Source organism: Deltaproteobacteria bacterium (assembly GCA_040223695.1).
In the GTDB taxonomy this organism is placed as follows: domain Bacteria; phylum Desulfobacterota_D; class UBA1144; order Nemesobacterales; family UBA2774; genus JAVKFU01.
This window is the reverse complement of the sequence record JAVKFU010000014.1, coordinates 15,760-40,846: the sequence shown is the minus strand read 5'-3', so window position 1 is coordinate 40,846 and position 25,087 is coordinate 15,760. Positions and strand designations below refer to the sequence as shown.

Here is a 25,087-nt window from a genome sequence, read left to right as displayed (position 1 = left end):
CGAAGTATAAGGGCTTTGTCCGGTACAGATCACGTACTGGCACTTTATAAGGGTTTCGGACACAGTTCGCATTAGCTGTGCTATTTCTTGTTCCACTGTGTATAAGGTGCTTTCCAGGCACTTTGTGCACCACTGTCTATTTTAATAACGCCGGAATAAAATCCCGGAGTGCGTTTTGTTTTTAGCAGAGCCGGCGTGATAAAATCCCGCGATCGGCATCGGCGATATTGCCGTTATTAAAGAGCTGATTGAACCTTTCCTCACTCATAACGAAGGAAATTATTCTTGTGTTGCCCCCCGGACGGGCCCTGTTTATCTCAGCGGCCTCGATTTATGAAAAGAGCTTGTTGGTTTTGTTTCTTCGCTGGGATTGATCCCACTGCGGCCTCTGAGAGCCACCTTCCCCTTTAAAAGGATTGAATAAATAGGCCATTAAGTGCTCCAGCTATTTATTGTCCCTGTATTTATAGAGTGTCCATCCGTTTTTACTTATTACATCTACGGGTTCGTATCTGGAGTTTATAAACTTAAATACATCATCCATTTTTGGAGATAGCAGACAATCTCTGGTATTTCCCCCTGCATTTATCCATTGTTTTCTCTCATTATCGTCAATAGGAGGAATTAATTCGTTTGTCATGGAAGTGTCAACGATTAAAGGTTTTTTTTGTGCAATGTCATCAAGGAATTCGTTTATCATTTCCTCCGTGTAATAACCGCAAGTATACAAAGGATACTGATAAACATAGCGAGTAGGAGCCTTGATTTCAGTAACATAATTTACGGATGACTCAGCCCCCCACATCAATAAATAGTTTTCATCTTTCGTGTATTTTCTGATTTTTTCGATTCCTGGATTGAGTTTCTGTTTATTTGATAATATGAGATCCTCAAAATTAGAATAGATCTTTACACATGTTAAGCCTGACATAGCAATTAGAAAAGCAAACGTCCACAGGTAGTTTAAGCTGACCGCGCGTTTAAATATGTTGATTTTTATAGAGGAGAATTGTGTGATAATGCTGAAAATAAAAAAACTCGTCAAAATTGCGAATATTGGCAGCCAGCATATGTAGTAGTGATTATATTGTCTACCCGAAAGAGCGGCCAAAATAAATTCAACGGGCATACCTATTAGACCGAGGCAAATTAAGTCCCTTTGGCTTTTTTGTAGCTTCAGCCCGCCTCCTATACTAAAAATTCCGACAATCCAAGTAACCAATGCTATTAGCGGAAGACCGGATGGAGAAAGCAATAAGAGTCCGTAATATATCGAGACTATTTTATCTCTTAAACTGGATGTGGAATGAATAAGGTTATATCTCAGAAATAAGTCAAAAAAATCATTGAGAGCATTATTCCATTCGAAGTAGAATAAAACGGGTATCAGAATAACAGTTGAACCGAGTATAAAAGCCAGAATTTGCTTAATAAGGTCATATTTTCGATGGCTTAAAACTCCCGCAAAAAAAATAAACAATGCAGCGGAAATTTGCATTCCCGTGTTATTTGGTCTCAACAAAAACGAAATCGAGAATATCGATCCTATGAGGAAAATATAAAATAGATTCGAGCTTGAATTTCTTGATCGCCAAAAAAAGTATAAAGTAGCAAAACTGAGAGGAAGGCTATATTCTTCTGTTAAGTTTCCACCGCTTTTTTCTCTAATACCGTCGTCATAAATTAAGTAAACTATAGCCAGGAGCCACGTTATAGAAGCAAAAACCGCCGGTATTCTTCCAAATGATTTGCTCATAACTATATATCCCAAAGAAACAGCAATAAAGAGCGAAAATAGCTCTACCAACAGCACCCCCCATTGAGACCCCTGGCCTATAAATAATCCAAGTGCATTAACGTAATAAATTACGGGTCCTTTATGATCCCAGATGTCGCGATAGGGGATGCTGCCGTCAAGAATCTGTTGTCCTACATATAGAAATACACCCGAGTCTCGATTGGGCAGATTTTCATTAGTTGGGAAAAAGAAAGTTCCTACTATCAGGACTAAAATTACAAATAGCAGGAAAATATAGATTGATTGGTCTCTTGCAAATTTTTTCATTTGCACAATAATTTCTTATAGATTTTCAATTTATAATTTGTGTAATTCATTGGGACCTTCATTGTTTGGAATCTGAATTATGAGGTAATAGTGTAAATAATTCAATTTCATTCGTTTTCTATAAAAACTTCGGTCTGATAATGCCGGGTTAATAATTCACAAATCCGCAATATATGCAAGGTACTTCCATGAGATGAGCACGATTAAATACATAGTTACTTCTCTTGTATTGGTAATATTGATAATTTGTTTGTTTATCCTTGGTGTATATATGCAGGAAACAAATGGCGGCTGGATAAAGTTTAAGAGAAACCCTGTGCTCGGAGGAAAACTGGGCACAGTGTTTGACGTTTCTGTTTTGAAGGAGGGAAATCTATACCGTATGTGGTTTTCATGGCGCCCGAAGGACAGTATAGCTCTGACCGAGAGTAAAGACGGCGTACACTGGAGTGAACCGGTAATTGTGCTCAGACCGAATAAGACTTCAGGATGGGAGAATAAGGTGAATCGACCAGTAATTTTGAAACATTCCGATAAGTACCATATGTGGTATACGGGGCAAACTGATAATAACTCATACATTGGGTATGCAGTTAGTCCGGACGGTATAAAATGGACGAGGGGTAGTGATAAACCCGTACTCTCTCCAGACCGGCCATGGGAAAAGGTCGCCGTTATGGGTCCACATGTCCTCTGGGATGAAAAAGAGCAGATATTCAAAATGTGGTACTCAGGTGGTGAGCAGTATGAACCGGATGCGATAGGATATGCTACAGGCACCGATGAATATACATGGATAAAGTACCCGGAACCTATATTTCTGCCATCCGAGGGCTTCGGATGGGATAGTTACAAAGTTACCGGAGGACAGATACTCCAGCTCGATGGATGGTATATAATGTTTTACATCGGCTTTAAAGACATTGACCACGCTATGATAGGTCTTGCGCGTTCGCCTGATGGAATAGATAATTGGGAAAGACACCCGGCAAACCCTATTATCAAACAGGGTGGTTATAGGGCTTGGGATAGCGATGCGGTCTATAAACCCTTTGCAATTAAGAGCGATAACCTTTGGTATCTCTGGTATAATGGCCGGCGCGGCGGTACTGAACAGATAGGTCTAGCTACACATAAAAAGGAAGATTTTGCATTTGACGAAGCAAATTAGTTTGCTGTATCTCGAAGTTTGTTCACACAGTATGACCTGGTTGGGCTGTATAAGCATATTTTTCCCCGATTTCAGAAATTGTAATTCTCAGAGGTGTTATAAAAAAACATAATAATAAACCCTCGCTTCATGAGAAATTTAAATTGTGTAACCTGACTCAAAAAAGAATCCCGGTTTCGATTGTGATGCCGGTTTTTAATGAAGAAGGGGTAATAGAGAAGGTTGTCCGCGACTACCATGCGGAAATTGTTAGACAGCTTCCCGGCTCTGAAATGGTTGTGGTAAATGACTGCTCAACAGATAGCACTCCGGTAATTTTGAGAAATCTGGCTCGTGAGTTGGAAGGAGTGAAGATTCTACAAACTGAGAAGAACTCCGGCCATGGTAAAGCGCTTCGTCTTGCGTATGAAAACGCCAAGCGCGACTTAATTTTTCATACGGACAGCGATTATCAATTTGATCCAAAAGATTTTTGGAAGCTCTATAGAGAATCAGAGGGTAACGATCTTGTAATCGGCTATAGAGCAGTACGCCACGACCCAATCCCTCGTCTGCTCATTACCAATATCTTGAGGCTATCCAACATGTTCTTATTCGGTTTCAATATTAGAGATGCTAATAGTCCTTTCAGGATCGTGCGAAAAGACTGTCTGGATGAGTGTTTTAATGCGATCGATCCCGATGCATTCGCACCTTCCATTATGCTGGCTGTCACGGCGAGGTGGAAAGGTTATCGTGTCAAAGAGGTAGCTGTAACCCATCTTCCCCGGCTGACTGGTGAGGTGTCGATTAAAAAGTGGAAACTGCTTAAAGTCTGCTTTCTCTCGCTATCACAAAATTTGAAATTGAGGAAGGCGCTTAGAAATTCTTGCAAGCATCGTTGATTTATATAAAGCGGATGACTGTGATAGCTATTGTGTGGGGTTTAAATATGGGGTTCAGGATTGAGAGGGCGCCAGCACACTGTAAACAGGCATTCGGATCTACGGGTTAAAAAGATGAGAGAGGATTGGTTCCTATTTATTAAAGAGTCCTCTTTCAAGCGGCGCTGCTAAAATGAAAAACTGGTCGCAACTACCACATGTTCAAACTGACTTACTCCCAAAGAAATGTCGAATTTGCCCATATGGACAATGTCGGCGCCTACCATTTTTTGCTTCTCATAGTACTTGATGATTTCGTTTTTCATGAGCTCATCAATATCTTCCTTCACGATTACAAGCGTATCATCCCCTTCCCCGCCGACTGCGTAATCCGTAAATTCGAGATTGTTTTTGACATTGTACACAAAGGTGTCGTTACCATCTCCGAGGTTAATGAAATCGTTACCGGCCCCGTCGTCAACAGTATCGTTGCCGTCCCCGCCAATGATATAATCATCACCGGGACCGCCCAGAATTTTATCGTCCCCCTCGCCGCCCGAAATCAGGTCATCTCCCTCACCCGCTTCTATAAAATCGTCTCCCCCTTTTCCGGCAATGTTGTCGTTGCCATCGCCCGTATTTATCCTGTCATCTCCCTCCTTGCCGATTACGACATCGTCTTTGCTTACCTCCGCTTCTTCGTTTGTTTTATTTTCGGGATCGGCGGTAACAGGGGTTTGCGGGGTTATAAAAAGCGTAAGAAGTGCAATCAAGAACACATGGTTATATTTCATCGTTAATCCTCGCTTTATAGTAATATTATAACTATACCCTATGTTTTTATGAGCCCCGGATCAGCAATAGTGTTAACGTGCCGGAGGGCACTGAAATATTGGTGATACAGGAAGGGCTTTTGGAGGCAGGTAATAAATCCGGGCTAAACTGTATCTGTGTTTGCATTGAGGGTTTCATGTAGAGTTTGTAAAAGTGTTTCCGCCGTGTAAGGCTTTGATAAAAAAGCGGATATTTCGGCGCCGGTCTCTTCAGCAAGATTGTATTGCTCTTTTAATCCACTGGCAGCGATAATTTTAACCCCCGGGTTAATTCTATTCAGCTCTCGAATGACCGACCGACCATCCATAACGGGCATCATCATATCTACCACAACAACTCTGATTTCTTCCTTGTTTTGTTTGTATAAAGCCACGGCTTCAACTCCATCATTTGCTGTGATTGCTCTATAGCAGCATGTTTCCAGTATTGCTTTGGCAATCTTGCGAATTGAAACCTCATCGTCAACAACCAGCACCAATTCTTCATGTCCCATAGGTAATTCAACTTGCTTATCTTCCGTTTTCCGCTTGTCGGGCGTTTCAACAGCCGGCAAATGAACCTTAAATTTCGTTCCTCTTCCTAATTCACTATACACATTAATAAATCCGCCGTGGCTTTTTACAATTCCAAACGCTGTCGAAAGACCAAGACCCGTACCTTCATCCGCTTTTTTTGTCGTAAAAAAAGGCTCGAAAATTCTGTCCAGAATCGCAGGAGGGATACCGGTACCATTATCGGAGACGGTAATAACAATGTACGGACCAACTTTAGCGTCTATACTCGTCTGCGCATAGCTTTCATCAATTGACAGGTTTTCAGCGGTGATACTTAAAATACCGCCGTTTGACATAGCATCACGAGCGTTTACGCATAGATTCATTAGAATCTGGTGGAGGTGCGTAGGATCTCCGTTTATAGCCCAGAGGTCTTCCGGCACGTCAGTTTGAATCTCAACTGATTTTGGGAATGTTTCTTTTGCGATCTTTACAACTTCGGACACAAGATGTCTCACTTGAAGAACCGTGCGCTCACCTTTGATCCCCCGCGCAAAGGAGAGAACCTGGTTTACCAAGCTACTCCCGCGTTTGGCGCTTGTTTCGACCGTGTCTATCAAATTCCGGCTCTTCTCATCCGGGAGCCTTTGCCGCAATATCTGGAGCGCCATCATTATAGGTGTAAACAGGTTGTTAAGATCGTGCGCGATTCCTCCGGCAAGTGTGCCGACGCTTTCCATACGTTGTGCCCGCAGCAGCTGTGATTCGAGTTTCTTGTTCTCTGTAATATCTTCAACTGTTCCTTCGTAGTATAAAACAGCGCCGTCATCTCCCAGAGCGGCTCTTGCGTTTTCTCTGACAAAAATCACGGCGCCGTCCTGTCTTTTCCATGTGGATTCCAAACCCTTAATTTCGCCTTCTCGTTTGATGAGTTTTTTAAATTGACTCCGCTTGGAGGTAGTTTCAAATCCCTCCTCTTCCAGGTTGCGTGAGGTTAACTCATCGAAGGAAGAATATCCCAGTATTTGAACCAACCTGGGATTAGCCATGAGAATGCGACCGTCAGGAGTTGTACGATAGATTCCTAACTGGGAGTTTTCAAATATGGTTCTAAAACGCTCTTCGCTTTCTCGTAATGTCTCCTCAGCCCGTTTGCGCTCGACAACTCGCCCAAGCTGAGTGCCTACGTGAGACATGACTTCCAATAATCGCTCATCAGGCTCCAGAGCGTCGGTAGAGAAAAACTCAAGTACCGCTACGACCTCACTCCCCACTAACACGGGGAGACCAAAACCGGCCCTCACTCCAATGTCCTGCGCCTGTTTCGCTCTCGGAAAATTGGAGTCCTTTGTCACGTCCACAATCCACTCCGGTTTGCCGCTGACGAATATCCGTCCCGGCAAACCGACTCCCGGAGTGAAATGAGTAATTTCAGTGATTTTGCGAAACGTCTCGAATTGCTGAGCGCTCTCAGAATTCCAGATAGATGTGGGAATCAGTTCATCAGAGTCCCTACCGAGCATGTAAGCGTGTCCGACGGGCCATCCGGTATGAACGCAAACCTTATTGACCGCGACACGAATCGCTTCCTCGGTAGTGGAGGACTCATTAGCGGCGACCGCTATTAGCTGAAGCAGTTCGAGCTCCTCTTGCCTCTCGTAAAGCTCGCGAATACTTTTCTCGGTAATCGCCTCGGCCTCGAGCCTGGCTTTACGTTCCCTCTCGAGCCGCTTCTTGAGGCGAGTCAGCTCGCTGGTTACGCTCATGCTTACCTTTTCCTGAATGAAATCCTGAGAATACACTTTTCGTCTCCCCGGTTCATGCATTTCGGCTGTTCTATTATCACGTCTTCTCCATAGTGAGCCGCTGCGCCCTCGATCAAACCCTCGGCAAACGCACAAAGTCTTCGTGCGGAGCTGTACCCCATTACGAGTACCTCCTCCGATGATACATCGTAATCAAATTCGGGTACATCGGCACCGGGGTAAATCTTTCGAACTTCCGGATGAATGATGTTATTCAGAGTGAGCAAAAACGGCCGTGTGGATTTATGCCCCTCCATGAACTTCGGGTATCTCTGGGTAAAAAGAGGGAAGGCATTGCGGCCGAACCAGCGGACGATAGCGTCCCTGGGCATGTCGAGAGCCGAAGACGCCGCTCTGATGAGCTTAATCAGGTCCTCGTCAGGATAGTTTCCCAATGATGTGTAAACGCCGTCCAATCGGGCTTCCTCAAGGAGGGAATCCCACGTATCCTCACCGTACTCACGCCGGACTGTTTCCTCAAGCAGATTAAAAACAATTCCCTTCATATTGCCCCTTCACTCCTTCGAATGCCTCGTTCAGTCTTGTGAAATATGTCTAATTTCTAACTAAAAGTGGTATACACAAATTTTCTAAATATCTTTTCTTGAAATCCGTGCATTAGTTTCCGCCGTTTCGGGAACGGCTTCCAGCACTTCTATTTCCCCCGATGATAGATGCATACCAAACATCCCGCCGGGGTTTACTATTAAACTTGCAAGTCCGCCTTCCAGATAGGTGTCCTTGCTCCGGGGAGGTAAATTTACAGGTAAAACTAACACCGCCGTGCTCGGTTGTGTCGGGTAGTAAGACAGGTAATAACTTACTCTTACTTTTATCTCTTTATAGGCTACGTCACTTGTGTTCTCGATCGTTACGTTGTGCATAGTGGACATACCCCACGCTGCGTAAAAGGACCAGTCTGTGATCTTGATTCCGGGAGATTCGTTTAATTCGGCTTTAGCTTCGCTTTGAGGGAATATAGCGGCGGCCATAGAAACTGCTAGGAACGCTATCAGCGTACTTAAAAATCTTGTTTTTCTTCCCTTTTTTTGAGCAATAGACATTTTCTCTCCTTTCTTATCCTTCATTTATTTTTATTAATTATTATTGCAATATACATACCAGAAAGTAGGGATGGGTTAGTTTAAGGATATAAGATGTTGAAAAAACACGAGATTTCTTGGTTTTCCCTTAATTGTAAATCGAACCTGGATGGCGTTTTTTACAAAGCTGGTAATTGATATGACAAAAATTGTTATTAATTTATAATTACTTAGAAAGGGATTATGTATTTATCTTTCTTACTTTTATTATGAAGATTGGAGGAATGTGGTAGCCCCTACGGGATTTGAACCCGTGTTTTAGCCTTGAGAGGGCTACGTCCTAGGCCAGGCTAGACGAAGGGGCCGTATGAAGTTTCAGAGAAAATAGAATTTATCACAAGAATGAATAAAATCAAAAAATTTAGTTTTTGCGCGCCGGCTTTATTGTATCGACAGAAAAAGCTTAACGGCTGTATAATTAATTGCGCTGGAGGTTTTTAGGTAGTTGTTCAATAAGGTTGTTATTTGACTACATCTAATCCGGCCTTCCGGCCTCATACATGATCGAGGTCGTTGGAAGGATGAAGAAAAGGCAAATATTTCTTCTTTTTCTTGATAAAAAGAAGCAAAAATCACCGACAAACAGAAATGGCTAAAAATAAATTACTATGTCTAAAATATTTTAATTCTATCCGCAGCCCTAAAATATTTTTACGACTTCGTAATTCATTTTCTTGACGCAATTTCTGTAATGTCGGGGTAAGTCGAATGACAAAAGGATGACATCCTTCGACGGGCTCAGGATGAACGGTTTAAAAGGCGAGATTCTGAAACGAGTTCAGAATGACAAACATATAAATCCTTTGACTGCACACGATGTGTGCGCTCAGGATGAACGGGTTAGAGATTCCGAATAGAGCCTGAAATGAGTTCGGGACATGATTCAGGGTGAAGACTAAAAAAAGCTAGATTGCCGCGCTCGCAATGACAAGGAAAGGGTTCCTGTGGTTGATCGAAATTACATGTTTCGACAGGCTCATGGTGACGGGGCTATTTAAATGATCTAATTGATACCCCGTGCCTTTATAAAAAGAGGGAATGAAAAATCAAGAAACAAAACAATATGTAAAGACATTTTGTAACGAAAGATTATAGGTTCAAAACTGAATGGGAGGAGCAAGCGAATCAAAAAGTTACTTACGATAAACGGGATACTGCTTTTACTACTTTTTATATTTGCCGCGTGTGACGGCGGCTCTGAGAGCGGAGACGGCTCCACAGGCGGAACAGGGGCGGTACTGGACGAGCCCCTGAGCGGTCCCGCTTTGAATCCTCCTTCAAATCCCTCTCCACCTGATCCCGATGCAGGCGGGCCGCTTAATGACTTTCAAGCCGCCATGCTGGACCTGATAAACGAGGCGAGGGCTCAGTCGAGGAATTGCGGCGGCAACTTTTTTCCGGCCGCCCCGCCCGTCGGCTGGGACACGAGGATCGAGAGCGCCGCGCTTAATCACTCAATCGACATGGCCCAAATGAGAGAGCTAACTCACATAGGCTCGGACGGCAGCGACCCGGGCGACAGGCTGCTTATGGAGGGCTATGACTGGTTTACGTTCGGCGAGAACATACTTGTCGGACTCGATAACGGGGCCAATGTAATAGATAACTGGCTCAATTCGCCGGCCCACTGCGCCATAATAATGAACCCTGTTTTTGAGGAAGCGGGCGTCGGAGCGGCCGGGGGGATATTTCAGGGCAGTGGCGCTATGTACTGGACTCTTGACCTCGCGACCGAGAACGACTGACCCTGTATAAAAGCGCTTTCCTTGCTAAAGCGCGCCCGTTTTGATATTCTGAATGCCAGGCATATGACGGATCATACCAAGGAACTGGGCCTTATTACGAGCGGCTCGCTCATTGAAGGGCTTCAAATGAAACTGAGCCCCGAGAGGAGCATCGAGGAAGTCAAGGCCGGCAAATTCGTAGTCGTCTCGGGCATGTATCACCAGTTCTTCTCCCTTATTACGGACGTAAGGCTTGACGCCTCTTCCCCGAATATACTGATAAACCCCCCGTCACAGGAGGACGAGCTTCTGCGGCAGGTGCTTTCGGGCACGAACACATACGCGACTGTCGAGCTTAGGCCGATGCTCATGCTCTCCCACAGGGACGAGGAGCTGAGACCCGTGAAGACAATACCGCCACATTTTGCAGAAGTTTCGGAGGCGACACGGAAAGACGTGAGCACGGTTTTCGGCACGGAAGACGGGAAGGGCAGGTTCTTCAACATCGGGACGCCTCTCGACATGGAAATACCCGTCTGCGTCAATCTGGACAGGTTCGTCGAGCGGAGTAACGGGATATTCGGCAAGAGCGGGACCGGAAAGACCTTTCTTACAAGGGTGATGCTCGCCGGGGTAATCAGGTACGGCAAGGCAGTGAACCTTATATTCGACATGCATAACGAGTACGGATGGGAGACGGAAAGCGAGGACTCGAAGGGTTTTGTGAAAGGGTTGAAACAGCTATTCCCGGACAAGGTCGCCATTTTTTCGCTCGACCCCGATTCGACAAGAAAGAGGGGGAGGAAGCCTGATGTAGAAGCGTTCATTTCACTCGACCAGATCGATATAGAAGACATAGCTCTACTTCAGGACGAGCTTCAGCTGAACACCACGGCTATCGAGTCCGCCTTCGCAATCTACAGGAGGTACGGCGGCAAGTGGCTGAGCGAGCTTCTCTCTTGGGACGAAGAGGAGCTTGGAAATATCTCAAAAGAGCTCGGAATTCACATGCAGTCCCTCTCCGCGATGAGAAGGAAGCTCAACCGGATCAGGGCGCTTCCCTTTATAGTCGAGGATAACGCTCAGAGTGAAGGGACGATAAAGAAAATAATAGATTATCTGGGGCGCGGTATTAACATAGTGCTTGAGTTCGGCAGAAGCAACAGCACGCTTGCCTATCTGCTCGCCGCTAATATCCTGTCGAGACGCATACATGATTTTTATATAGACAGAACGGAAAGGTACCACGCTACCAAGGATCAGTCGGACAAGCCGAGGCAGCTTATGATTACGATAGAGGAGGCTCACAAGTTCCTTAACTCACACGCGGCGAAGCAGACTATATTCGGCACGATAGCGAGGGAGCTTAGAAAGTACTCCGTGACTATGCTCATAGTGGATCAGCGCCCGTCGGGTATAGACGACGAGGTCATATCGCAGGTGGGAACTAGGATTACGGCTCTGCTTAACGACGAGAAGGACATACAATCGGTGCTCACGGGGGTTAGCAATACGTCGGGGCTGAGGTCCGTTCTCGCGAGCCTGGACACGAAGCAGCAGGCTCTTATTCTGGGGCATTCGGTCCCGATGCCTGTAGTAGTTAAGACTAGAGAGTACGGCGAAGAATTCTACAGGGAAATTTCCTCAGCGCTTGAAGAGGGGAAATCAGGGGAGTACGTGGAGGAGCTTTACGGGTGATTTAACCGTTATGCTCCATGCATGAATGTCGGTTAACCTTCTGTGCGTAAGTCCTTTTTAAACCGTTTGAAGTTCTTTACATAGTGCTCTGCTGATAACTTAAGCTCTTCTATCTCCTTCTCCGTGACCTCCCTTGCCACCTTGCCCGGAGAGCCGAGCACCATCGAATTGTCCGGGATTTCCTTACCCTGTGTGATAAGGCAGTTGGCGCCGATTATGCAGTTTTTTCCGATCTTGGCGTTATTCAAAATCACGGCGTTTATTCCGACAAGGCTGTTATCCCCGATAGTGCATCCGTGAAGCATGGCCTGGTGCCCCACCGTGACCCCCCTTCCAACAGTCGCGGGAACGCCTTCGTCGGCGTGTATGACAACACCGTCCTGAATATTCGTGTCCTCCAGTATAGTGATGGGGTCGTGGTCTCCCCTCAGGACCGCGTTGAACCAGATGCTTACGTTATTATGGATGATAACGGAGCCTATGACTACGGCATTATCCGCGATGAAATAGTCCCCGCCTATTATTTCGACTTTTCGCTCTCCGAGTGAGTATATCAATTTGATCCTCCTGTGTGATAGCACATAATCGAAGATATTCGATTGGGATAAGTTAATTTTACCCAGGATAGGGGTTACCTATTATTAAATTATTCTGTGCCATCCTTTGATTCCCCTCGTGAAATAAACCCGGAACGTGGGGGTCGTTTTTAAGTAATCGTATATTTGAAGCGCCTCATCTTCGTCTCCGAACACGGCGAAAACAGCGGAGCCGCTTCCCGTCATTAGTACGTTCTTCGCTCCCAGGGAGAAGAGTATCTCTTTGTAGGCCTTTATCTCAGGATGGAGCGCAGATGCCGGGAGCTCCAGATCGTTCATCAGAGGGAAATCGCCGTCCCCGCTTTTGAACCGCTCAATGTCCTCAGCTATATCTCTCCCGTCCCCCGTTTCCATAACGGTATCTTTGTTCAATTCGTCCCATTTTCTGTAGATATCCGCGGTGGCTATCTCAAGGTTCGGGCAGAGGACCACATAGCAGAAGAGAGGAAAGTCCCTGAGCACTGTAATTCTTTCTCCGATACCGTGGACTAGAGCGGTTGCGGAGCGGATGAAAAAGGCTACGTCAGCCCCTAGTCCGGGAGAGAGAAGGAATAAGTCCTCCTCCGTGAGCGCGTTAAATATCCTGTTCATTCCCGTGAGCACCGCGGCAGCGTTGCCGCTGCCTCCTCCGAGGCCTGCTCCCGTAGGAATCTTTTTCTTTATATGAATCTTTACGCCTGATTTGAGACCGGCTTTCTTCAGGTAAATTTCCGCGGCTCTTGAGGCGAGATTATAGGCTCCTGAAGGGATTTCGATGCCGCTCGACGTGAACTCGATTCCGGGGGTATCGATCGTCTCTACGCGAACCTCGTCGAACAGGTCTACAGGCTGCATTAACGATCTTATCTCATGGTATCCGTCGGGCCTCTGTCCGAGCACCTCGAGGGTTAAATTTATTTTTGCCGGCGAAAGCAGTGTTATGGAGCGCATGGTGAGTTTACCGAGCTACAATTTAATGGATATTGCGGGATTTTCAATCGAAATAATTTAACATTAGTCCGGATGTTGATTTTTACCTTGAGATCAGAAGTTTGCATTTTCTTTCCAGTTAAAATAAAAGGGGGAGTTTTATTAATTTTATGAGATTTGCAATATAAATTCTGCATGGTTGAAACTGCAAAACTATTGAATAGATACAGGTGGTTATGCGGGCGTAATAAAAATTATGGCGAAAATGTACGGACTGCCGGAAATAAGGACTTGACATTTAAAGTATCGTACTTTAATTTATATTATAAAATTAAACATCGCACTTAAAATCATCCTCCATCCTCCTTTAAGAGAACGGGAGTAATTCTTAAACTGAGAATTACTCCCGTTTTTGCATTTGAGGCCTGTCATTTAGAGTCAGAGAATATTTGAAAGCCGCACGAAATTTTCAAGTAAGGTATTCTTTAAATTGTTTTTCTCTACAAACAAAACCTAGTTTATTTGACAGGATTATTTATATGAATCCCAGACGCATATTAGCATCCGTTTTATTGGTCGCGATTATTCTGCCCATAATGAGCTGCGTGTTTTTGAGACTGCACAAGGTACAGAACCAGCTCAAATCATTTGAGGAAAACTTCGAGCTTAACGATGAAGGCGGGCTCACTCTAGTATTTCTCAATCCTGTGCTCAAATCGGACGATATGGTCTGGCTCATGAAGAACGGCCCTTACTCTGTAAAAGAGAAGGAGCGGGAGGAGTTATGGACCTATGTGTTCGAGAAGCAGTATCTGCTCTCAAATGATGAAAACGGCGAATATGATATCCCTGTTTTAATGGTGATGCGGGAGGATATGGTGGCGGAGATAACCTTCCCGGAGCGCTTTCTGAAAAACCTGTCGATCCCGCTTTTAAAGAGAATGTTTTCATCTATGGGAGACGCGGATATAAGCAAGCTCAAAAAGAGCGCCAGCTCTGAGTTCAAGGGAGATAATCCGGACGAGATTCCAAAAATGGAGAATATCGTAGAAACGCTCGGTCAGCCGTACGACACCGAGCAGTCCGACAAGTCCACGAAATTTACATACCTGTATTATCTTAAGAGCGACGTGCCCGTCTCAGGGAGTAACGACTTCGAGTTCAAAACGGAGTTTGTTTTCAGCAAAGACGATAAAGCCCTTCAAAAGGCAACGGGCACAATAAGGGGCTTGAGCATGTCGCTCGATTTCAGCCGGAACTAGAAATATCTCTTCAAGCTGTTACAGATTACTTCCCGGGAGTGGCGCTAGTTTTTGAGTCTCAGACCCTTCGGAACGAAAAAGAATTCCGACAGATCGAATAGACCCTGCACTAAAAGCGCAAGGACAGCGGCAGGTATTGCGCCCTCCAGAATCAGCCCCATATTGTCGAGCCTTATGCCCGTCAGGATAGGCTGACCGTATCCGCCCGCGCCTATAAGCGCTCCGAGGGTGGCGGTTCCCACGTTGATAACAGCCGATGTCTTGATTCCCGAGAGAATCGACCTTGAGGCAAGCGGCATTTCGATCAGTCTCAGGCGCGCCAAAGGGGGCAGTCCGAGCGCCTCCGCCGATTCCCTTACATCGGACGGAATATCCTGAAGGCCCGAATAGGTGTTTCTGACGATGGGTAGCAGGCTGTAGAGGAAAAGAGCGACGATTGCAGGCACGGTTCCTATTCCGAAGAAGGGGATCATAAACACGAGAAGCGCGAGCGACGGGAGGGTTTGTATAATACCCACCAGTCCCAGGACGGCGTGCCCGACTCTTTGATTTTTAAAGGCCAGGATTCCGAGGGGAATCGAAAGAATAATGGCTGCGCCCAGAGAAACGGCCACAAGGAACAGATGCTCCACTGTGTTTCGGTAGAGCCTGGCCAGAAAACTGTCTTGAGCCGGGTCGGTTTTAAGGGATATCGTTTCATTGAGAAAGTCTGAGGCAGCCCGGCTTTCGGGAATTCCTTCTATTTTGACAGAAGCGTTCATCCCCGACATCGCCGCTTCCGGTATGAGATTCTCAAGGCTCAATATCGCTTTAAGCGCCTCCGGATGAGTGTCCTCAATTTCTTTCCGGTAGAGAATAACCGCGTTATAATCGGTGAAGTGCTTGAGGTCGTCCTCCAGAACCAGGATGCCGTAATATTTTATCTCGGCATCCGTTGCGTATAAATCGATTACGTCGATGCCCCCGTTCTCAAGCCCCCTGTAGGCGAGATCGTGATCGAGTCCCGTTACGTTTTCGTGAGGAAGGCTGTAGCTCCTTTGGAGGCTCGGCCAGCCGTCTCCACGGTCCATAAACTCATTTGAGAATCCGAACCTGAGACCGGGAAATCCTCTGAGGTCGGAAATCTTCGTTATTCCAAGCTTATCCGCAAGCGCTTTTTTCATACCCAGCGCGTATGTGTTATTGAAACCGAGCGGCCGGCTCATCTCGATATTATGGAGAGCCAGCTCGGCTTTTAACCCTCTCGTATCTGAAATATTTTTTCCCGATAGTATCTCCTCCGTAATGGTGCCCGTGTACTCGGGATAGACATCTATGTTTCCTTCTAGAAGCGCGTTCCACAGGACTCTCGTACCTCCCAGTTCCTTTCTGTATTCGACGCTTGCCCCTTCGCTTCTTGCGAGCTGGGAGATGAGCTCGCCCAGTATTACGGACTCGGTAAATGTTTTGGAGCCGATTTTTAATTTATCTTCGGACGTGTCCTGAGCGGAACAGCCGTGCAGGATGAGAAATAAGGGGATAAGGAGTAAACAGGGAATTTTCAATCGGCCGCATCTCCCGTGAAATTGACCGGACTCCGCTGCGCGTTTATGAATTTAGTGACGAATCTGTCGGAGGGCCGCCTGACCAGGTCTTCAATGCTTCCTTTCTGCAAGATTCTTCCTTCTCGCATAAATACGATGTTGTCGCCCAGGAAACCGGCCTCGCCTATATCGTGCGTAACCATGACCACCGTTTTGCCGAGGTTGCGAAATATCTCTTTAAGATCGTTTTGAAGCTCGCTCCTTATGAGGGGATCGAGCGATCCGAGCGGCTCGTCAAGCAGCAGTATATCGGGATCGAGCATCAGGGCGCGCATTAAGCTCACCCGCTGCCTCTGACCTCCCGAGATCTGAAGCGGGTATCGATTTAGGGCATCCGGTGGGAATTTTGTCAATTCGCAGAGCTCATCAATTCGGGCCTTGATATCTTCGTTGCCGCGTCCCAGATACCGCGCCATGAGGGATACGTTCCCCTCTGCCGTCAGATTCGGGAACAGGCCGCCCTCCTGTATTACGTAACCCATCTTCCTCCTGAGAGATATTAAGCTTGACGGGCTCAGGCTCGTCCCCTCTATGAGCACTTCACCGCTGTCCGGCGTCACGAGGCCCGTGATGACCCTCAGAAGGGTGGATTTGCCGCATCCGCTGGGCCCGATAATAACGGTTGTTCTACCGGCTTCTAGAGACAGATCGATGTTGTCTGCCGCTACTGTTTTCCCGTAAGATTTCGATATATTTCTAAGCTCGATCAAATTACATCCTTAATCAAATTCAATTTTCTTAATATATCATATTCGTTGAGCAGGAATTTGGCAGGAGCTCGGTGATTGGCCACTTCGGTCGGAACGCGCAGGATTTTAACTCTAAAACTTGATAGAGGAATACCCTCGGATGTATTGCAATGTTATCAAAGTCGGCGGGATTACCAGCCCTCTGTTCCGCGCTCGCCCTTGAAGGGACCGGTGATGTCGCTTGTAATCCAGCCACCGTAAAATTCGCCCGGCTGGGCTTTTACAAGCTCGCCGTCAACGTAGCAGGCGTCCATGCGCCCGGGGTAGAAGGCGACGTAATCTTGAATGGACTCATATCCGGCTGTAGGGTCGGGATAATACCAGGCCGCGTCCTCGGCGCGCTTATCGTGTACTTCCAGGGTGTAATATGAGGCAATGCCCTTCCATTCGCAATAGGTGGTTCTCCCGCTCTTTATAAGGTATTTCATTTCGATGTCCTGCGGCGGGATATAGAATACCGGAGGACTGCTCGTTTCAAGCACCCTTTTAGCATCTGTGGAATCCGCTATCAGTATGTTGTTGAAAAAGACTTCGACGTGTTTGTCCGTATCCTCGACTGCCGGGGGTCTCGGATAGTCCCACACGGATTCCTGACCCGGTCCGGGTTCTATTCGTTTATGTTTCATAGTAGTTTGTTGAAACCTTCACAAATATAGAAATAGATTAAAACGCCGTCAGATACTGTATGCTGAACTTGTTCTCTTTATCTGTCCATACCTCGTCAACTCTGAATGACCCCGAAACCAGTTTCTTGAATCCTTCCAGCGAGTATTTGTATGAGTATTCGGTCAATATGGATTCGTCCTTCCTGAAGCGGTAACGTGTACCGTTAACGCGCACTTCCTGATCGGCAAGGCTTACAAGATGCATTTCGATACGACTCTCCTTTTCATTGTAGAACGCGTCGTGCCTCCACATGCCGATATTGAAGTCGGAGCCTATCTCGCGGTTTAATCTCCTGAGAATATTCAGATTGAATTCGGCTGTTACGCCTTTACGGTCGTTGTACGCGTCTTCGAGAGTCTTTACGTCCTTTACAAGATCAACCCCGATAAGGAGACCGCTTCCCTTCCCGGCCCATTCGGCTACGCTGTCTATGAAACGTTTTGCAGAGACGGGCGGGAAATTCCCTATGGTTGAGCCCGGGTAATAAACAACCTTGCGTGAGTACGGAAAGTCGAAATTCGGCAGGCTGAAAGGCTGCGTATAATCCGCGTATACGGGCATGATTCTTAACTCGGGGTAGTCCCGCGAGAGAATTTCCGCCGAATCCGTAAGATGTTCTTCCGATATATCTATGGGGACGTAGCCCGCCGGATTCAGGAGATTCTCAATCAGCAACCTTATCTTTATACTGCTTCCGCTGCCGAGCTCAATCAGAAGGCAGTTCTCTCCCAGAACGGAGCAAATGCTGTCAATGTTTTGCTCCATTATCGCAATCTCCGTACGAGTGGGGTAATATTCCTCAAGCTCGGTGATCTGATCGAACAGCTGTGAGCCCCTTTTGTCGTAAAAAAGCTTGGATGGCAGCTGTTTCTGCGGTCTTTCGAAGCCGTCGATAACCTCGGATAGAATATCTTCTATCTCGGGTTCGAATTTTTTTACTTTAAGCAGGTTCTTATTCATCGGGTCATATTTTAGATGGCGCTAAACGCCGTTTGGATTTAAAAAATTTTCTTTAAGAGGAATCTTTAGCCAGTCTGAGACCCGTGAATTGCCATCTGGCATCCGGGGGGAAGAAATTCCTGTATGTTTTTCTTATATGCGATTTCGAGGTTGCGCATGACCCTCCTCTCAATACAAACTGATTGCACATGAACTTGCCGTTGTATTCCCCGAGAGCACCGGGAAGCGTTTTGAAGCCCGGATAAGAGGAGTAGGCGCTCTGAGTCCATTCCCATACGTCCCCGTACATTTGCTGAAGAGAATCCTTACCACCCTTTTCGTTTAAGGGTGCGGGATGAAAGTTTCTGTCGCCGACGAAATTACCCTCTATCGGCAGGTCTCCCGCGGCAATTTCCCACTCGGCTTCTGTAGGAAGCCTCGCCCCCGCCCAGCGGGCATAGGCGTCCGCTTCAAAATAGGAAAGATGGCATACGGGCTCGTGAGGAGAGACTTTGCGCATACCGGAGAGCGTAAACTGAGTCCATTCACCGTCTCTTAATTCCCAGTAAAAGGGCGCGTTCCAGTTATTTGTCTCGACCGTAGCCCAGCCCTCGGACAACCAGAGCTCCGGGGTCTCGTATCCCCCGTCTTTCATGAATTCCATATATTCACGGTTCGTTATAAGGCGGGACTGGAGTAAAAACGGATTGAGAAAGACCTTGTGAAGCGGGAATTCGTTGTCGTATCCGAACCCCTTGCCCTCGTGTCCGATGGAGTAGATTCCTTCCTCGAATGCAATCCATTCGGCGGGTGGTGGGGTGTGTGCTTTATCCGAGCCGTTTACCGGTTTTTCGCTAATATATCGCGGGTGGAGGGGATTTTCGGAAAACACGTGCTTAATATCTGTTACTATCAGTTCCTGGTGCTGCTGCTCGTGATGTGTCCCGATTTCGATTACGGGCGCGTACTCTTTCCATTCTTTATCATCCGCATCTTCCATGAACCGAATCATGTGCTCATCTACAAAGTTCCGGTAGTTATAGGTTTCCTCGACAGTGGGTCTCGATATTAGTCCGCGCTTGGGACGGAAATGCCTCTCCCCCGCCTGCACGTAATAGGAATTAAAGAGGTACGCGTATTGAGGGCTAGGGGATTTGTAATCTTTTATCGCCTCTGAAAGGACGAAGGTTTCGAAAAACCAGCTCGTATGAGCGAGATGCCACTTTGTAGGGCTCACATCGGGCATGGACTGTATTACACAGTCCTCTATCTCAAGCGGTTCGGCCAGGGCGCCCGAAAGCTCCCTTACGGATTTATAACTTTCGATTAACCGCTCTTTAGAATGATTATTATTCGAGCCGGTTATTTCTTCTTTCGTTTCCGCGCGCGACACGGTTTTTTTTGCCATTTTGATTCTCCCGGGAGGAGTAGCTCCCCCTGTAAACAAGAAAAAAACTGATTATCTTAAGCGCTAATTCGCAGGGTTTGATTGGTTTAAGTGTAGCAAATACTCGGCTGTTTTCAAAGCGTTTGTTCTTTCAGCAGCATCTCTCAGTAAATCGGAGGTGATCCGGGTATGGAAAGTTGTGGATAATCGCGTTTATCAGGCGCTGATAGAGAGTGTTGAGTAAAAACGGAGTGAGTTAATTTTCCCTTACCTGTTTTAGCTTGTTTATTATCTCCTTTATTTCCTCTGATTTCACCTTCATGCTCACTCTGTTTACCACAAGCCTCGCGGAAATATCGGCAATCGATTCAAACTCCACAAGATTATTTTTCCTGAGGGTCTCCCCGGTCGCGGACAGATCCACTATCACGTCGGATAGCCCTACAATTGGAGCGAGCTCGACCGAGCCGTATAGCTTGACTATTTCCGCACCGACCCCCTTCCCTGAAAAATGCTCATGTGCAATTCTCGGATATTTGGTGGCCACTCTCAGTGACCCGGATGAATTGTACTCAAATCCCTTGGGCGCCGCGACCACGAGCTTGCATTGCCCTATGCCGAGATTAAGCGGTTCGTACAAATTGTGTTTCTCTTCCATAAGTGTGTCCATGCCGACTATTCCCATATCGGCAGCCCCGTATTCAACGTAGGAGGGAATATCGGTAGGCCTGATGATCAGTATCTTCATTTCAAGCCCGGGATATTCGAATATAAGCTTCCTCGAATCCTTTAAAATATTACCAACCGGGTACCCGGCTTTTTCCAGTAGCGAGACTTCCTCGTCGAGCAGTCTCCCCCTTGCTATCGCAACGGTTATCATTCCTTCTCCCTCCAGATTCTTGCGCCGAGCGTTTCCAGTTTGTTGTCCAGCCTTTCATAGCCCCTGTCGAGATGGTAGACCCTTGATATCTCGGTTTTTCCCGAAGCGGCGAGTCCCGCGAGTACCAGAGAAGCGCTCGCCCTCAGGTCGCTCGCCATCGTTGGCGCCCCGCTCAGGCTGCCGACCCCTCTCACGACCGCGCTGTTTCCGACGAGCTTTATATCCGCGCCCATTCTCCTGAGTTCGCCCGCATGAAGAAACCTCTGGGGAAATATTGTCTCTGTCAGGACGCTCAGGCCGTTTGCAGTGCTCATAAGCGTCATCATCTGCGCCTGCATATCGGTCGGGAATCCCGGATAGGGAAGCGTGGTTATATCGGTGCTTTTGATTATTCCGTTTGATTTAATTCTTATGCCGCCGTCTTCACGGGAAATCTGAGCGCCTGTTTCGATTAACTTTCCTATCAGGGCTCCCATATTCTCAAAACGGCAATTCTTCACCAGCAGGTCTCCCTCTGTAAGCACGGAAGCGATCATATATGTCCCGGCCTCTATTCTGTCGGGCATGACCGCGTAGTCTTTAAGAGGGGAAAGGCCGCTCACTCCGGTAACGGTAATTATATCAGTACCCGCCCCCTTTATATCCGCGCCCATACGGTTAAGCGCATTTGCCAGGTCCGTGACCTCGGGCTCGCACGCGGCGTTCAGTAATATAGTCTCCCCATCCGCAAGCACTGAAGAGAGCATCAGGTTTTCCGTTCCGGTTACAGTCGAAACGTCAAACGGTATGATCCCGCCAGTGAGCTTTTTGGCTTCTGTTTCTACATACCCTTCATCTATCTCTATATTGGAGCCCAATATGCTCAATCCCTTGAGGTGCTGGTCTATCGGTCTCTCCCCTATTGCGCATCCGCCCGGAAGTGAAACCCTCGCTCTGCCGAATCTGGCCGTAAGCGGTCCCAATACAAGAACAGAGGCGCGCATGGTTTTAACGAGGTCGTAGGGCGCAACCCATTTGTTCAAATTTGTCGTATCTATTGTGAAATTGCCTCTATCAAACTCGACTGCCGCTCCCAGAATCTCGAGCAGTTTCGCCATCGTTCTCACGTCCGCCAGATCGGGGACGTTTTCGAGGGTGTTCACGCCTTCTGAAAGTATGCAGGCGGCCATAAGTGGCAGGACTGCGTTTTTGGCCCCTGTTACAGTAACCTCTCCCTCAAGCCTTTTCCCGCCTTCTATTATTATTTTTTCCATCTGGCTTTTATTACCCTTTCAATATTAGCGAGGTCTTTTACCGACGAGGTTTCGTGAAAACCGTGTTCCTCGAATAGCTCCTTTGCTCTCGAAGCCTGGCCCGCCCCTACTTCAAGCAGGCACCATCCGCCGTCTTTAAGTAAAGAGCCGGCAGTGGAGATTATTTTTCTTATGTAAAGTAACCCGTCTTCTCCCCCGATGAGCGATATGCCCGGTTCATGGTCCTTTACGTCCCGCTCTAAAAACGGGAACTCAGACTCCGGAATATAGGGAGGGTTTGATACGATGACATCAAAAGACTCTTCTTTCAGCGGATCCGACAGGTTGCAGTTGATAAAGTGTATTCTATCGCGCGCTCCGTGCCTTATAGCGTTCCGGTGAGCGAGGGAAAGAGCTTCCCTTGATACGTCGGTCGCATAAACCCCGGAATCCTTGACCTCACACGCAATCGTGACCGATATGCACCCGCTGCCCGTGCCGATATCGAGAATGACCGGGTCCCGTGTACCGTCTGCCGCTCGAACCGCCTGTTCTACCAGAAGCTCCGTTTCGGGTCTCGGGATGAGCACGCTGCGGTTTACCGAAAAGGGTCTTGAATAAAACTCTTTTTCACCGATTAGATAAGCCATTGGCTCACGCCTGATTCTTCTGTCGAGAAGGCCGTGAAAATTTACGACCTTGTATCGCTCGACTTCCTTTTCGGGGGATGTGTATATCTCGGAAATACTATTAATAGCTCCGGTCCTGGTAAGAAGCAGGGATGTTTCGAGCCCGGGATTCTCTATCGAATGCAGGCTCATGTTCTCTTTTCCATACTGGTAGAGCTCTCTCAGGTGCATATTATTAATACCTTGAATTTAAGAAACAAAGAGTTTATACGTATGCCGAATCTTTTCAAGCTCGTCCCGCGCCCCGAAAAAACGGCGTTCCGGGCAGCGGCTTGATTTTGCGGGGATTTGGAAGGTGCGCAATTAAAAACCGGAATCGTGGCAGTACGGACCGGCGCACAAGGCTCGTATTCAGTCCTTTTTCAGGACGTTATGCTTCAGGGTTTTCCCGCTCGCTATGTAATAGGTGTCTTCCGCTATGTTTGTCGCCAGATCCGCCACTCTTTCAAGCTCCCTGGCTATGAGAATCAGTGATAGAGCCCGGTCGATTGTTTGCGGGTCCGATATCATATAAGTAATCAGCTCCCTTACTATCTGCGGTTCGAGCGAATCGACTTCGTCATCTTTCTTGCACACGGCTATCGCGAGCTGGGCATCCTTGTTGACAAATGCATCGAGGCTTTCCTGCAGCATCTGAATTGCCTTATCGGCCATCTTGGGGATATCGATTAGGGGCTTAACGGCCGGTTTGTCGGAAAGATAAATGGTTTTTTCGGCTATGTTCACCGCATGATCGCCTATTCTCTCAAGGTCGTTGTTTATTTTCATTATCATTGAGACGGTTCTCAGGTCTTCTGCCTCGGGGTGGAACAAAGCTAAAATCTTAATGGACTGGTTATCTATATCGATCTCCATCTCATTGATTTTGGCGTCGCTTTTAATTACCTCCTCCGCCATTATCATATTACGGTCTTTAAGCGCCTTGATGCTCTTGGCAATCATCTCTTCAACGGAGGTTGCCATCTCGAAGAGCATTTTTTTTAATTTGCCGATTTCTTCTTCCAGTCTGATCATTTTTTATCTCTTGCTTCCTGCTGATTATATAAATTAAATCTCACAATTAAAGCTGGTTATTTCCGAACTCCTCCTCTATCCAGCTTTTTATTTCATCCCTGATTTCTCTGAACCCCTCGAGTATTTCCTCGTCTTTCCCCCTGAATCTGGAAGGGTCCCTGAATCCTTTATGCAGGTAATTGTCCCCGCCTTTCAATACCGGGCAGGACTCCCTGGCGTTATCGCATACGGTCACTGCATAGTCGAAATTTGTTTCGAGGAACCTGTTCATATTTTTTGAGCTTTGTCCGGATATGTCGATGCCTATCTCTTCCATAACCCTGATTGCGTAGGGATTTACTCTGGAAGGAGCCGTACCGGCGCTGAACACTTCGAACCTGTCACCGTATAAATCTCTTAATATCCCTTCGGCCATTTGTGACCTCGCTGAGTTATGAGTACAGATGAAAATAACCTTTTTTTTGTCGACTTCAGACATTTTGTCCCGTTTAAATTACTTGAGATGTAATAAAACATGTAAAAGATCGATGCCGTATTCCAACGGCTTTTATTATCCGAATTTTCCGGAAACGTAATCTTCCGTTTGCTTTAATTTCGGGTTGAGGAAGATTGTCTCTGTGCTGTCGTACTCTATTAATTCTCCCAGATACATGAAAGCTGTGTAATCGGATACACGTGAGGCTTGCTGCATATTATGAGTTACGATCACTATTGTGTAACTGTCTTTAAGCTCTGTGATAAGGTCTTCTATCTTTCCGGTTGCTATGGGGTCGAGCGCCGAGCAGGGCTCATCCATCAGGAGCATTTCCGGCTCGACCGCTATTGCCCTTGCGATACAAAGCCTCTGCATCTGACCGCCCGACAAACCGAGCGCGCTGTCGTTTAGCCTGTCATGAACTTCATCCCAGAGCGCGGCTCCTTTTAAACTCTTTTCGACAATTTCGTCGAGTACCGATTTTTTATTTTCGCCCGCTATTCGGGCGCCGTAGGCGACGTTCTCGTAGATTGATTTCGGGAAGGGATTCGATTTCTGGAAGACCATTCCGACATTCTTTCTAAGCTCGGTTATATCGACGCCGGGATCGTAAATATCCTCTCCGTCAATGAGTATCTCGCCCTCTACTCTTGCCGAGTCTACAAGGTCGTTAAGACGGTTAAAACAGCGGAGCAGGGTCGATTTTCCGCAGCCTGAAGGTCCTATAAACGCCGTTGTCTTATTCTTCGGAATATCCATATAGATATTTTTTAAAGCATGATTGTCGCCGTACCACAGGTTGACGTCGTTTGCCTCGACTATGGGATCCGGTACCTTGAACTTGTCCGCCTTGGGATCTACGTGAACCCCGACCCGGTCTGAAACAGTGCCTTCGAACGCCTCTTTCACTTTTTCAATCGCCACCTCTTTAATCTCCTTCACCGTTTCC

23 protein-coding genes and 1 tRNA gene are annotated in these 25,087 nt (G+C 46.9%); 5 read left to right on the top strand and 19 right to left on the bottom strand.

Annotation, left to right across the window (positions count from 1 at the left end; all coding sequences use genetic code 11):
- Positions 1-445: 445 nt before the first annotated feature.
- The gene (locus tag RIG61_03990) at positions 446-2,065 is read right to left on the bottom strand and encodes a glycosyltransferase family 39 protein (GenBank protein ID MEQ9618319.1); all 1,620 of its coding nucleotides are present in this window, start codon (positions 2,063-2,065) and stop codon (positions 446-448) included.
- Between the two features lie 193 nt (positions 2,066-2,258).
- Between RIG61_03990 and RIG61_03985 the strand changes: the two genes are divergently transcribed.
- A complete protein-coding gene (locus tag RIG61_03985; GenBank protein MEQ9618318.1) occupies positions 2,259-3,236 on the top strand; it encodes a family 43 glycosylhydrolase in 978 nt (325 codons plus the stop codon).
- A 143-nt stretch (positions 3,237-3,379) separates the two neighbouring features.
- The gene (locus RIG61_03980; protein MEQ9618317.1) at positions 3,380-4,120 is read left to right on the top strand and encodes a glycosyltransferase family 2 protein; all 741 of its coding nucleotides are present in this window, start codon (positions 3,380-3,382) and stop codon (positions 4,118-4,120) included.
- Positions 4,121-4,287: 167 nt separating this feature from the next.
- Here the strand turns inward: RIG61_03980 and RIG61_03975 are convergent, their stop codons facing one another.
- The 5 genes from RIG61_03975 to RIG61_03955 all read right to left on the bottom strand — a co-directional run bounded on the left by RIG61_03975 (position 4,288) and on the right by RIG61_03955 (position 8,640).
- Complete coding sequence (locus RIG61_03975; protein ID MEQ9618316.1) at positions 4,288-4,893, bottom strand: calcium-binding protein; 606 nt, start codon at positions 4,891-4,893, stop codon at positions 4,288-4,290.
- A 143-nt stretch (positions 4,894-5,036) separates the two neighbouring features.
- Positions 5,037-7,193 carry an ATP-binding protein gene (locus RIG61_03970; protein MEQ9618315.1) on the bottom strand — a complete coding sequence of 719 codons (2,157 nt, stop codon included), beginning with the start codon at positions 7,191-7,193 and terminating at the stop codon, positions 5,037-5,039.
- Between the two features lie 2 nt (positions 7,194-7,195).
- Entirely contained in the window at positions 7,196-7,738 is a 543-nt protein-coding gene (locus tag RIG61_03965) for a heme NO-binding domain-containing protein (GenBank protein ID MEQ9618314.1), read from the bottom strand.
- A gap of 84 nt (positions 7,739-7,822) precedes the next feature.
- The gene (locus tag RIG61_03960; GenBank protein MEQ9618313.1) at positions 7,823-8,296 is read right to left on the bottom strand and encodes a hypothetical protein; all 474 of its coding nucleotides are present in this window, start codon (positions 8,294-8,296) and stop codon (positions 7,823-7,825) included.
- A 266-nt stretch (positions 8,297-8,562) separates the two neighbouring features.
- Positions 8,563-8,640 (bottom strand) — tRNA-Glu (locus tag RIG61_03955).
- A 960-nt stretch (positions 8,641-9,600) separates the two neighbouring features.
- Between RIG61_03955 and RIG61_03950 the strand changes: the two genes are divergently transcribed.
- Positions 9,601-10,080, top strand: a complete 480-nt coding sequence (locus tag RIG61_03950; protein MEQ9618312.1) for a CAP domain-containing protein — start codon at positions 9,601-9,603, stop codon at positions 10,078-10,080.
- A 63-nt stretch (positions 10,081-10,143) separates the two neighbouring features.
- A complete protein-coding gene (locus RIG61_03945; GenBank protein MEQ9618311.1) occupies positions 10,144-11,757 on the top strand; it encodes an ATP-binding protein in 1,614 nt (537 codons plus the stop codon).
- Positions 11,758-11,789: 32 nt separating this feature from the next.
- On the opposite strand, the gene RIG61_03940 is transcribed toward RIG61_03945, so the two are convergent.
- Together RIG61_03940 and ispE are read right to left on the bottom strand one after the other, a co-directional pair.
- Positions 11,790-12,314, bottom strand: coding sequence for a gamma carbonic anhydrase family protein (locus RIG61_03940; protein MEQ9618310.1), 525 nt, complete (start codon positions 12,312-12,314; stop codon positions 11,790-11,792).
- 84 nt (positions 12,315-12,398) lie between these two features.
- Positions 12,399-13,283, bottom strand: coding sequence for a 4-(cytidine 5'-diphospho)-2-C-methyl-D-erythritol kinase (gene ispE, locus RIG61_03935; GenBank protein MEQ9618309.1), 885 nt, complete (start codon positions 13,281-13,283; stop codon positions 12,399-12,401).
- A gap of 518 nt (positions 13,284-13,801) precedes the next feature.
- On the opposite strand from ispE, the gene RIG61_03930 reads away from it, so the two are divergent.
- The gene (locus tag RIG61_03930) at positions 13,802-14,524 is read left to right on the top strand and encodes a hypothetical protein (GenBank protein MEQ9618308.1); all 723 of its coding nucleotides are present in this window, start codon (positions 13,802-13,804) and stop codon (positions 14,522-14,524) included.
- A 44-nt stretch (positions 14,525-14,568) separates the two neighbouring features.
- On the opposite strand, the gene RIG61_03925 is transcribed toward RIG61_03930, so the two are convergent.
- The 11 genes from RIG61_03925 to pstB all read right to left on the bottom strand — a co-directional run bounded on the left by RIG61_03925 (position 14,569) and on the right by pstB (position 24,960).
- Positions 14,569-16,044: a glycine betaine ABC transporter substrate-binding protein gene (locus RIG61_03925; protein MEQ9618307.1), complete on the bottom strand. Its 1,476-nt coding sequence runs from the start codon at positions 16,042-16,044 to the stop codon at positions 14,569-14,571.
- 20 nt (positions 16,045-16,064) lie between these two features.
- Complete coding sequence (locus tag RIG61_03920; GenBank protein MEQ9618306.1) at positions 16,065-16,817, bottom strand: ATP-binding cassette domain-containing protein; 753 nt, start codon at positions 16,815-16,817, stop codon at positions 16,065-16,067.
- 170 nt (positions 16,818-16,987) lie between these two features.
- A complete protein-coding gene (locus RIG61_03915) occupies positions 16,988-17,482 on the bottom strand; it encodes a DUF427 domain-containing protein (GenBank protein ID MEQ9618305.1) in 495 nt (164 codons plus the stop codon).
- Between the two features lie 37 nt (positions 17,483-17,519).
- The gene (gene egtD / locus RIG61_03910) at positions 17,520-18,482 is read right to left on the bottom strand and encodes an L-histidine N(alpha)-methyltransferase (protein MEQ9618304.1); all 963 of its coding nucleotides are present in this window, start codon (positions 18,480-18,482) and stop codon (positions 17,520-17,522) included.
- A 52-nt stretch (positions 18,483-18,534) separates the two neighbouring features.
- Entirely contained in the window at positions 18,535-19,869 is a 1,335-nt protein-coding gene (gene egtB / locus RIG61_03905; GenBank protein MEQ9618303.1) for an ergothioneine biosynthesis protein EgtB, read from the bottom strand.
- A 235-nt stretch (positions 19,870-20,104) separates the two neighbouring features.
- Positions 20,105-20,728, bottom strand: a complete 624-nt coding sequence (gene hisG / locus RIG61_03900) for an ATP phosphoribosyltransferase (GenBank protein ID MEQ9618302.1) — start codon at positions 20,726-20,728, stop codon at positions 20,105-20,107.
- Positions 20,725-21,981: a UDP-N-acetylglucosamine 1-carboxyvinyltransferase gene (gene murA / locus RIG61_03895; protein MEQ9618301.1), complete on the bottom strand. Its 1,257-nt coding sequence runs from the start codon at positions 21,979-21,981 to the stop codon at positions 20,725-20,727. The genes hisG and murA overlap by 4 nt, the downstream gene beginning before the upstream one ends.
- Positions 21,969-22,820 (bottom strand): peptide chain release factor N(5)-glutamine methyltransferase, encoded by an 852-nt coding sequence (gene prmC, locus RIG61_03890; GenBank protein MEQ9618300.1) that lies wholly within the window; start codon positions 22,818-22,820, stop codon positions 21,969-21,971. Before prmC ends, murA begins: the two co-directional genes overlap by 13 nt.
- Positions 22,821-23,000: 180 nt before the next feature.
- On the bottom strand, positions 23,001-23,663 hold the full coding sequence (phoU, locus tag RIG61_03885; GenBank protein ID MEQ9618299.1) for a phosphate signaling complex protein PhoU: 663 nt from the start codon (positions 23,661-23,663) through the stop codon (positions 23,001-23,003).
- A gap of 46 nt (positions 23,664-23,709) precedes the next feature.
- Complete coding sequence (locus RIG61_03880) at positions 23,710-24,141, bottom strand: arsenate reductase ArsC (protein ID MEQ9618298.1); 432 nt, start codon at positions 24,139-24,141, stop codon at positions 23,710-23,712.
- A 72-nt stretch (positions 24,142-24,213) separates the two neighbouring features.
- Positions 24,214-24,960, bottom strand: a complete 747-nt coding sequence (gene pstB, locus RIG61_03875) for a phosphate ABC transporter ATP-binding protein PstB (protein MEQ9618297.1) — start codon at positions 24,958-24,960, stop codon at positions 24,214-24,216.
- Positions 24,961-25,087: the final 127 nt, after the last annotated feature.

What these genes read in the sequence shown, in the direction of transcription:
- RIG61_03970 (MEQ9618315.1), bottom strand. Translation starts at nt 7,193, where the DNA reads ATGAGCGTAACCAGCGAGCTGACTCGCCTCAAGAAGCGGCTCGAGAGG.
- egtB (MEQ9618303.1), bottom strand. Translation starts at nt 19,869, where the DNA reads ATGGCAAAAAAAACCGTGTCGCGCGCGGAAACGAAAGAAGAAATAACC.
- murA (MEQ9618301.1), bottom strand. Translation starts at nt 21,981, where the DNA reads ATGGAAAAAATAATAATAGAAGGCGGGAAAAGGCTTGAGGGAGAGGTT.
- RIG61_03960 (MEQ9618313.1), bottom strand. Translation starts at nt 8,296, where the DNA reads ATGTCTATTGCTCAAAAAAAGGGAAGAAAAACAAGATTTTTAAGTACG.
- RIG61_03965 (MEQ9618314.1), bottom strand. Translation starts at nt 7,738, where the DNA reads ATGAAGGGAATTGTTTTTAATCTGCTTGAGGAAACAGTCCGGCGTGAG.
- egtD (MEQ9618304.1), bottom strand. Translation starts at nt 18,482, where the DNA reads ATGAATAAGAACCTGCTTAAAGTAAAAAAATTCGAACCCGAGATAGAA.
- RIG61_03975 (MEQ9618316.1), bottom strand. Translation starts at nt 4,893, where the DNA reads ATGAAATATAACCATGTGTTCTTGATTGCACTTCTTACGCTTTTTATA.
- prmC (MEQ9618300.1), bottom strand. Translation starts at nt 22,820, where the DNA reads ATGCACCTGAGAGAGCTCTACCAGTATGGAAAAGAGAACATGAGCCTG.
- hisG (MEQ9618302.1), bottom strand. Translation starts at nt 20,728, where the DNA reads ATGATAACCGTTGCGATAGCAAGGGGGAGACTGCTCGACGAGGAAGTC.
- RIG61_03945 (MEQ9618311.1), top strand. Translation starts at nt 10,144, where the DNA reads ATGACGGATCATACCAAGGAACTGGGCCTTATTACGAGCGGCTCGCTC.
- RIG61_03990 (MEQ9618319.1), bottom strand. Translation starts at nt 2,065, where the DNA reads ATGAAAAAATTTGCAAGAGACCAATCAATCTATATTTTCCTGCTATTT.
- ispE (MEQ9618309.1), bottom strand. Translation starts at nt 13,283, where the DNA reads ATGCGCTCCATAACACTGCTTTCGCCGGCAAAAATAAATTTAACCCTC.
- RIG61_03930 (MEQ9618308.1), top strand. Translation starts at nt 13,802, where the DNA reads ATGAATCCCAGACGCATATTAGCATCCGTTTTATTGGTCGCGATTATT.
- RIG61_03880 (MEQ9618298.1), bottom strand. Translation starts at nt 24,141, where the DNA reads ATGTCTGAAGTCGACAAAAAAAAGGTTATTTTCATCTGTACTCATAAC.
- RIG61_03915 (MEQ9618305.1), bottom strand. Translation starts at nt 17,482, where the DNA reads ATGAAACATAAACGAATAGAACCCGGACCGGGTCAGGAATCCGTGTGG.
- RIG61_03985 (MEQ9618318.1), top strand. Translation starts at nt 2,259, where the DNA reads ATGAGCACGATTAAATACATAGTTACTTCTCTTGTATTGGTAATATTG.
- phoU (MEQ9618299.1), bottom strand. Translation starts at nt 23,663, where the DNA reads ATGATCAGACTGGAAGAAGAAATCGGCAAATTAAAAAAAATGCTCTTC.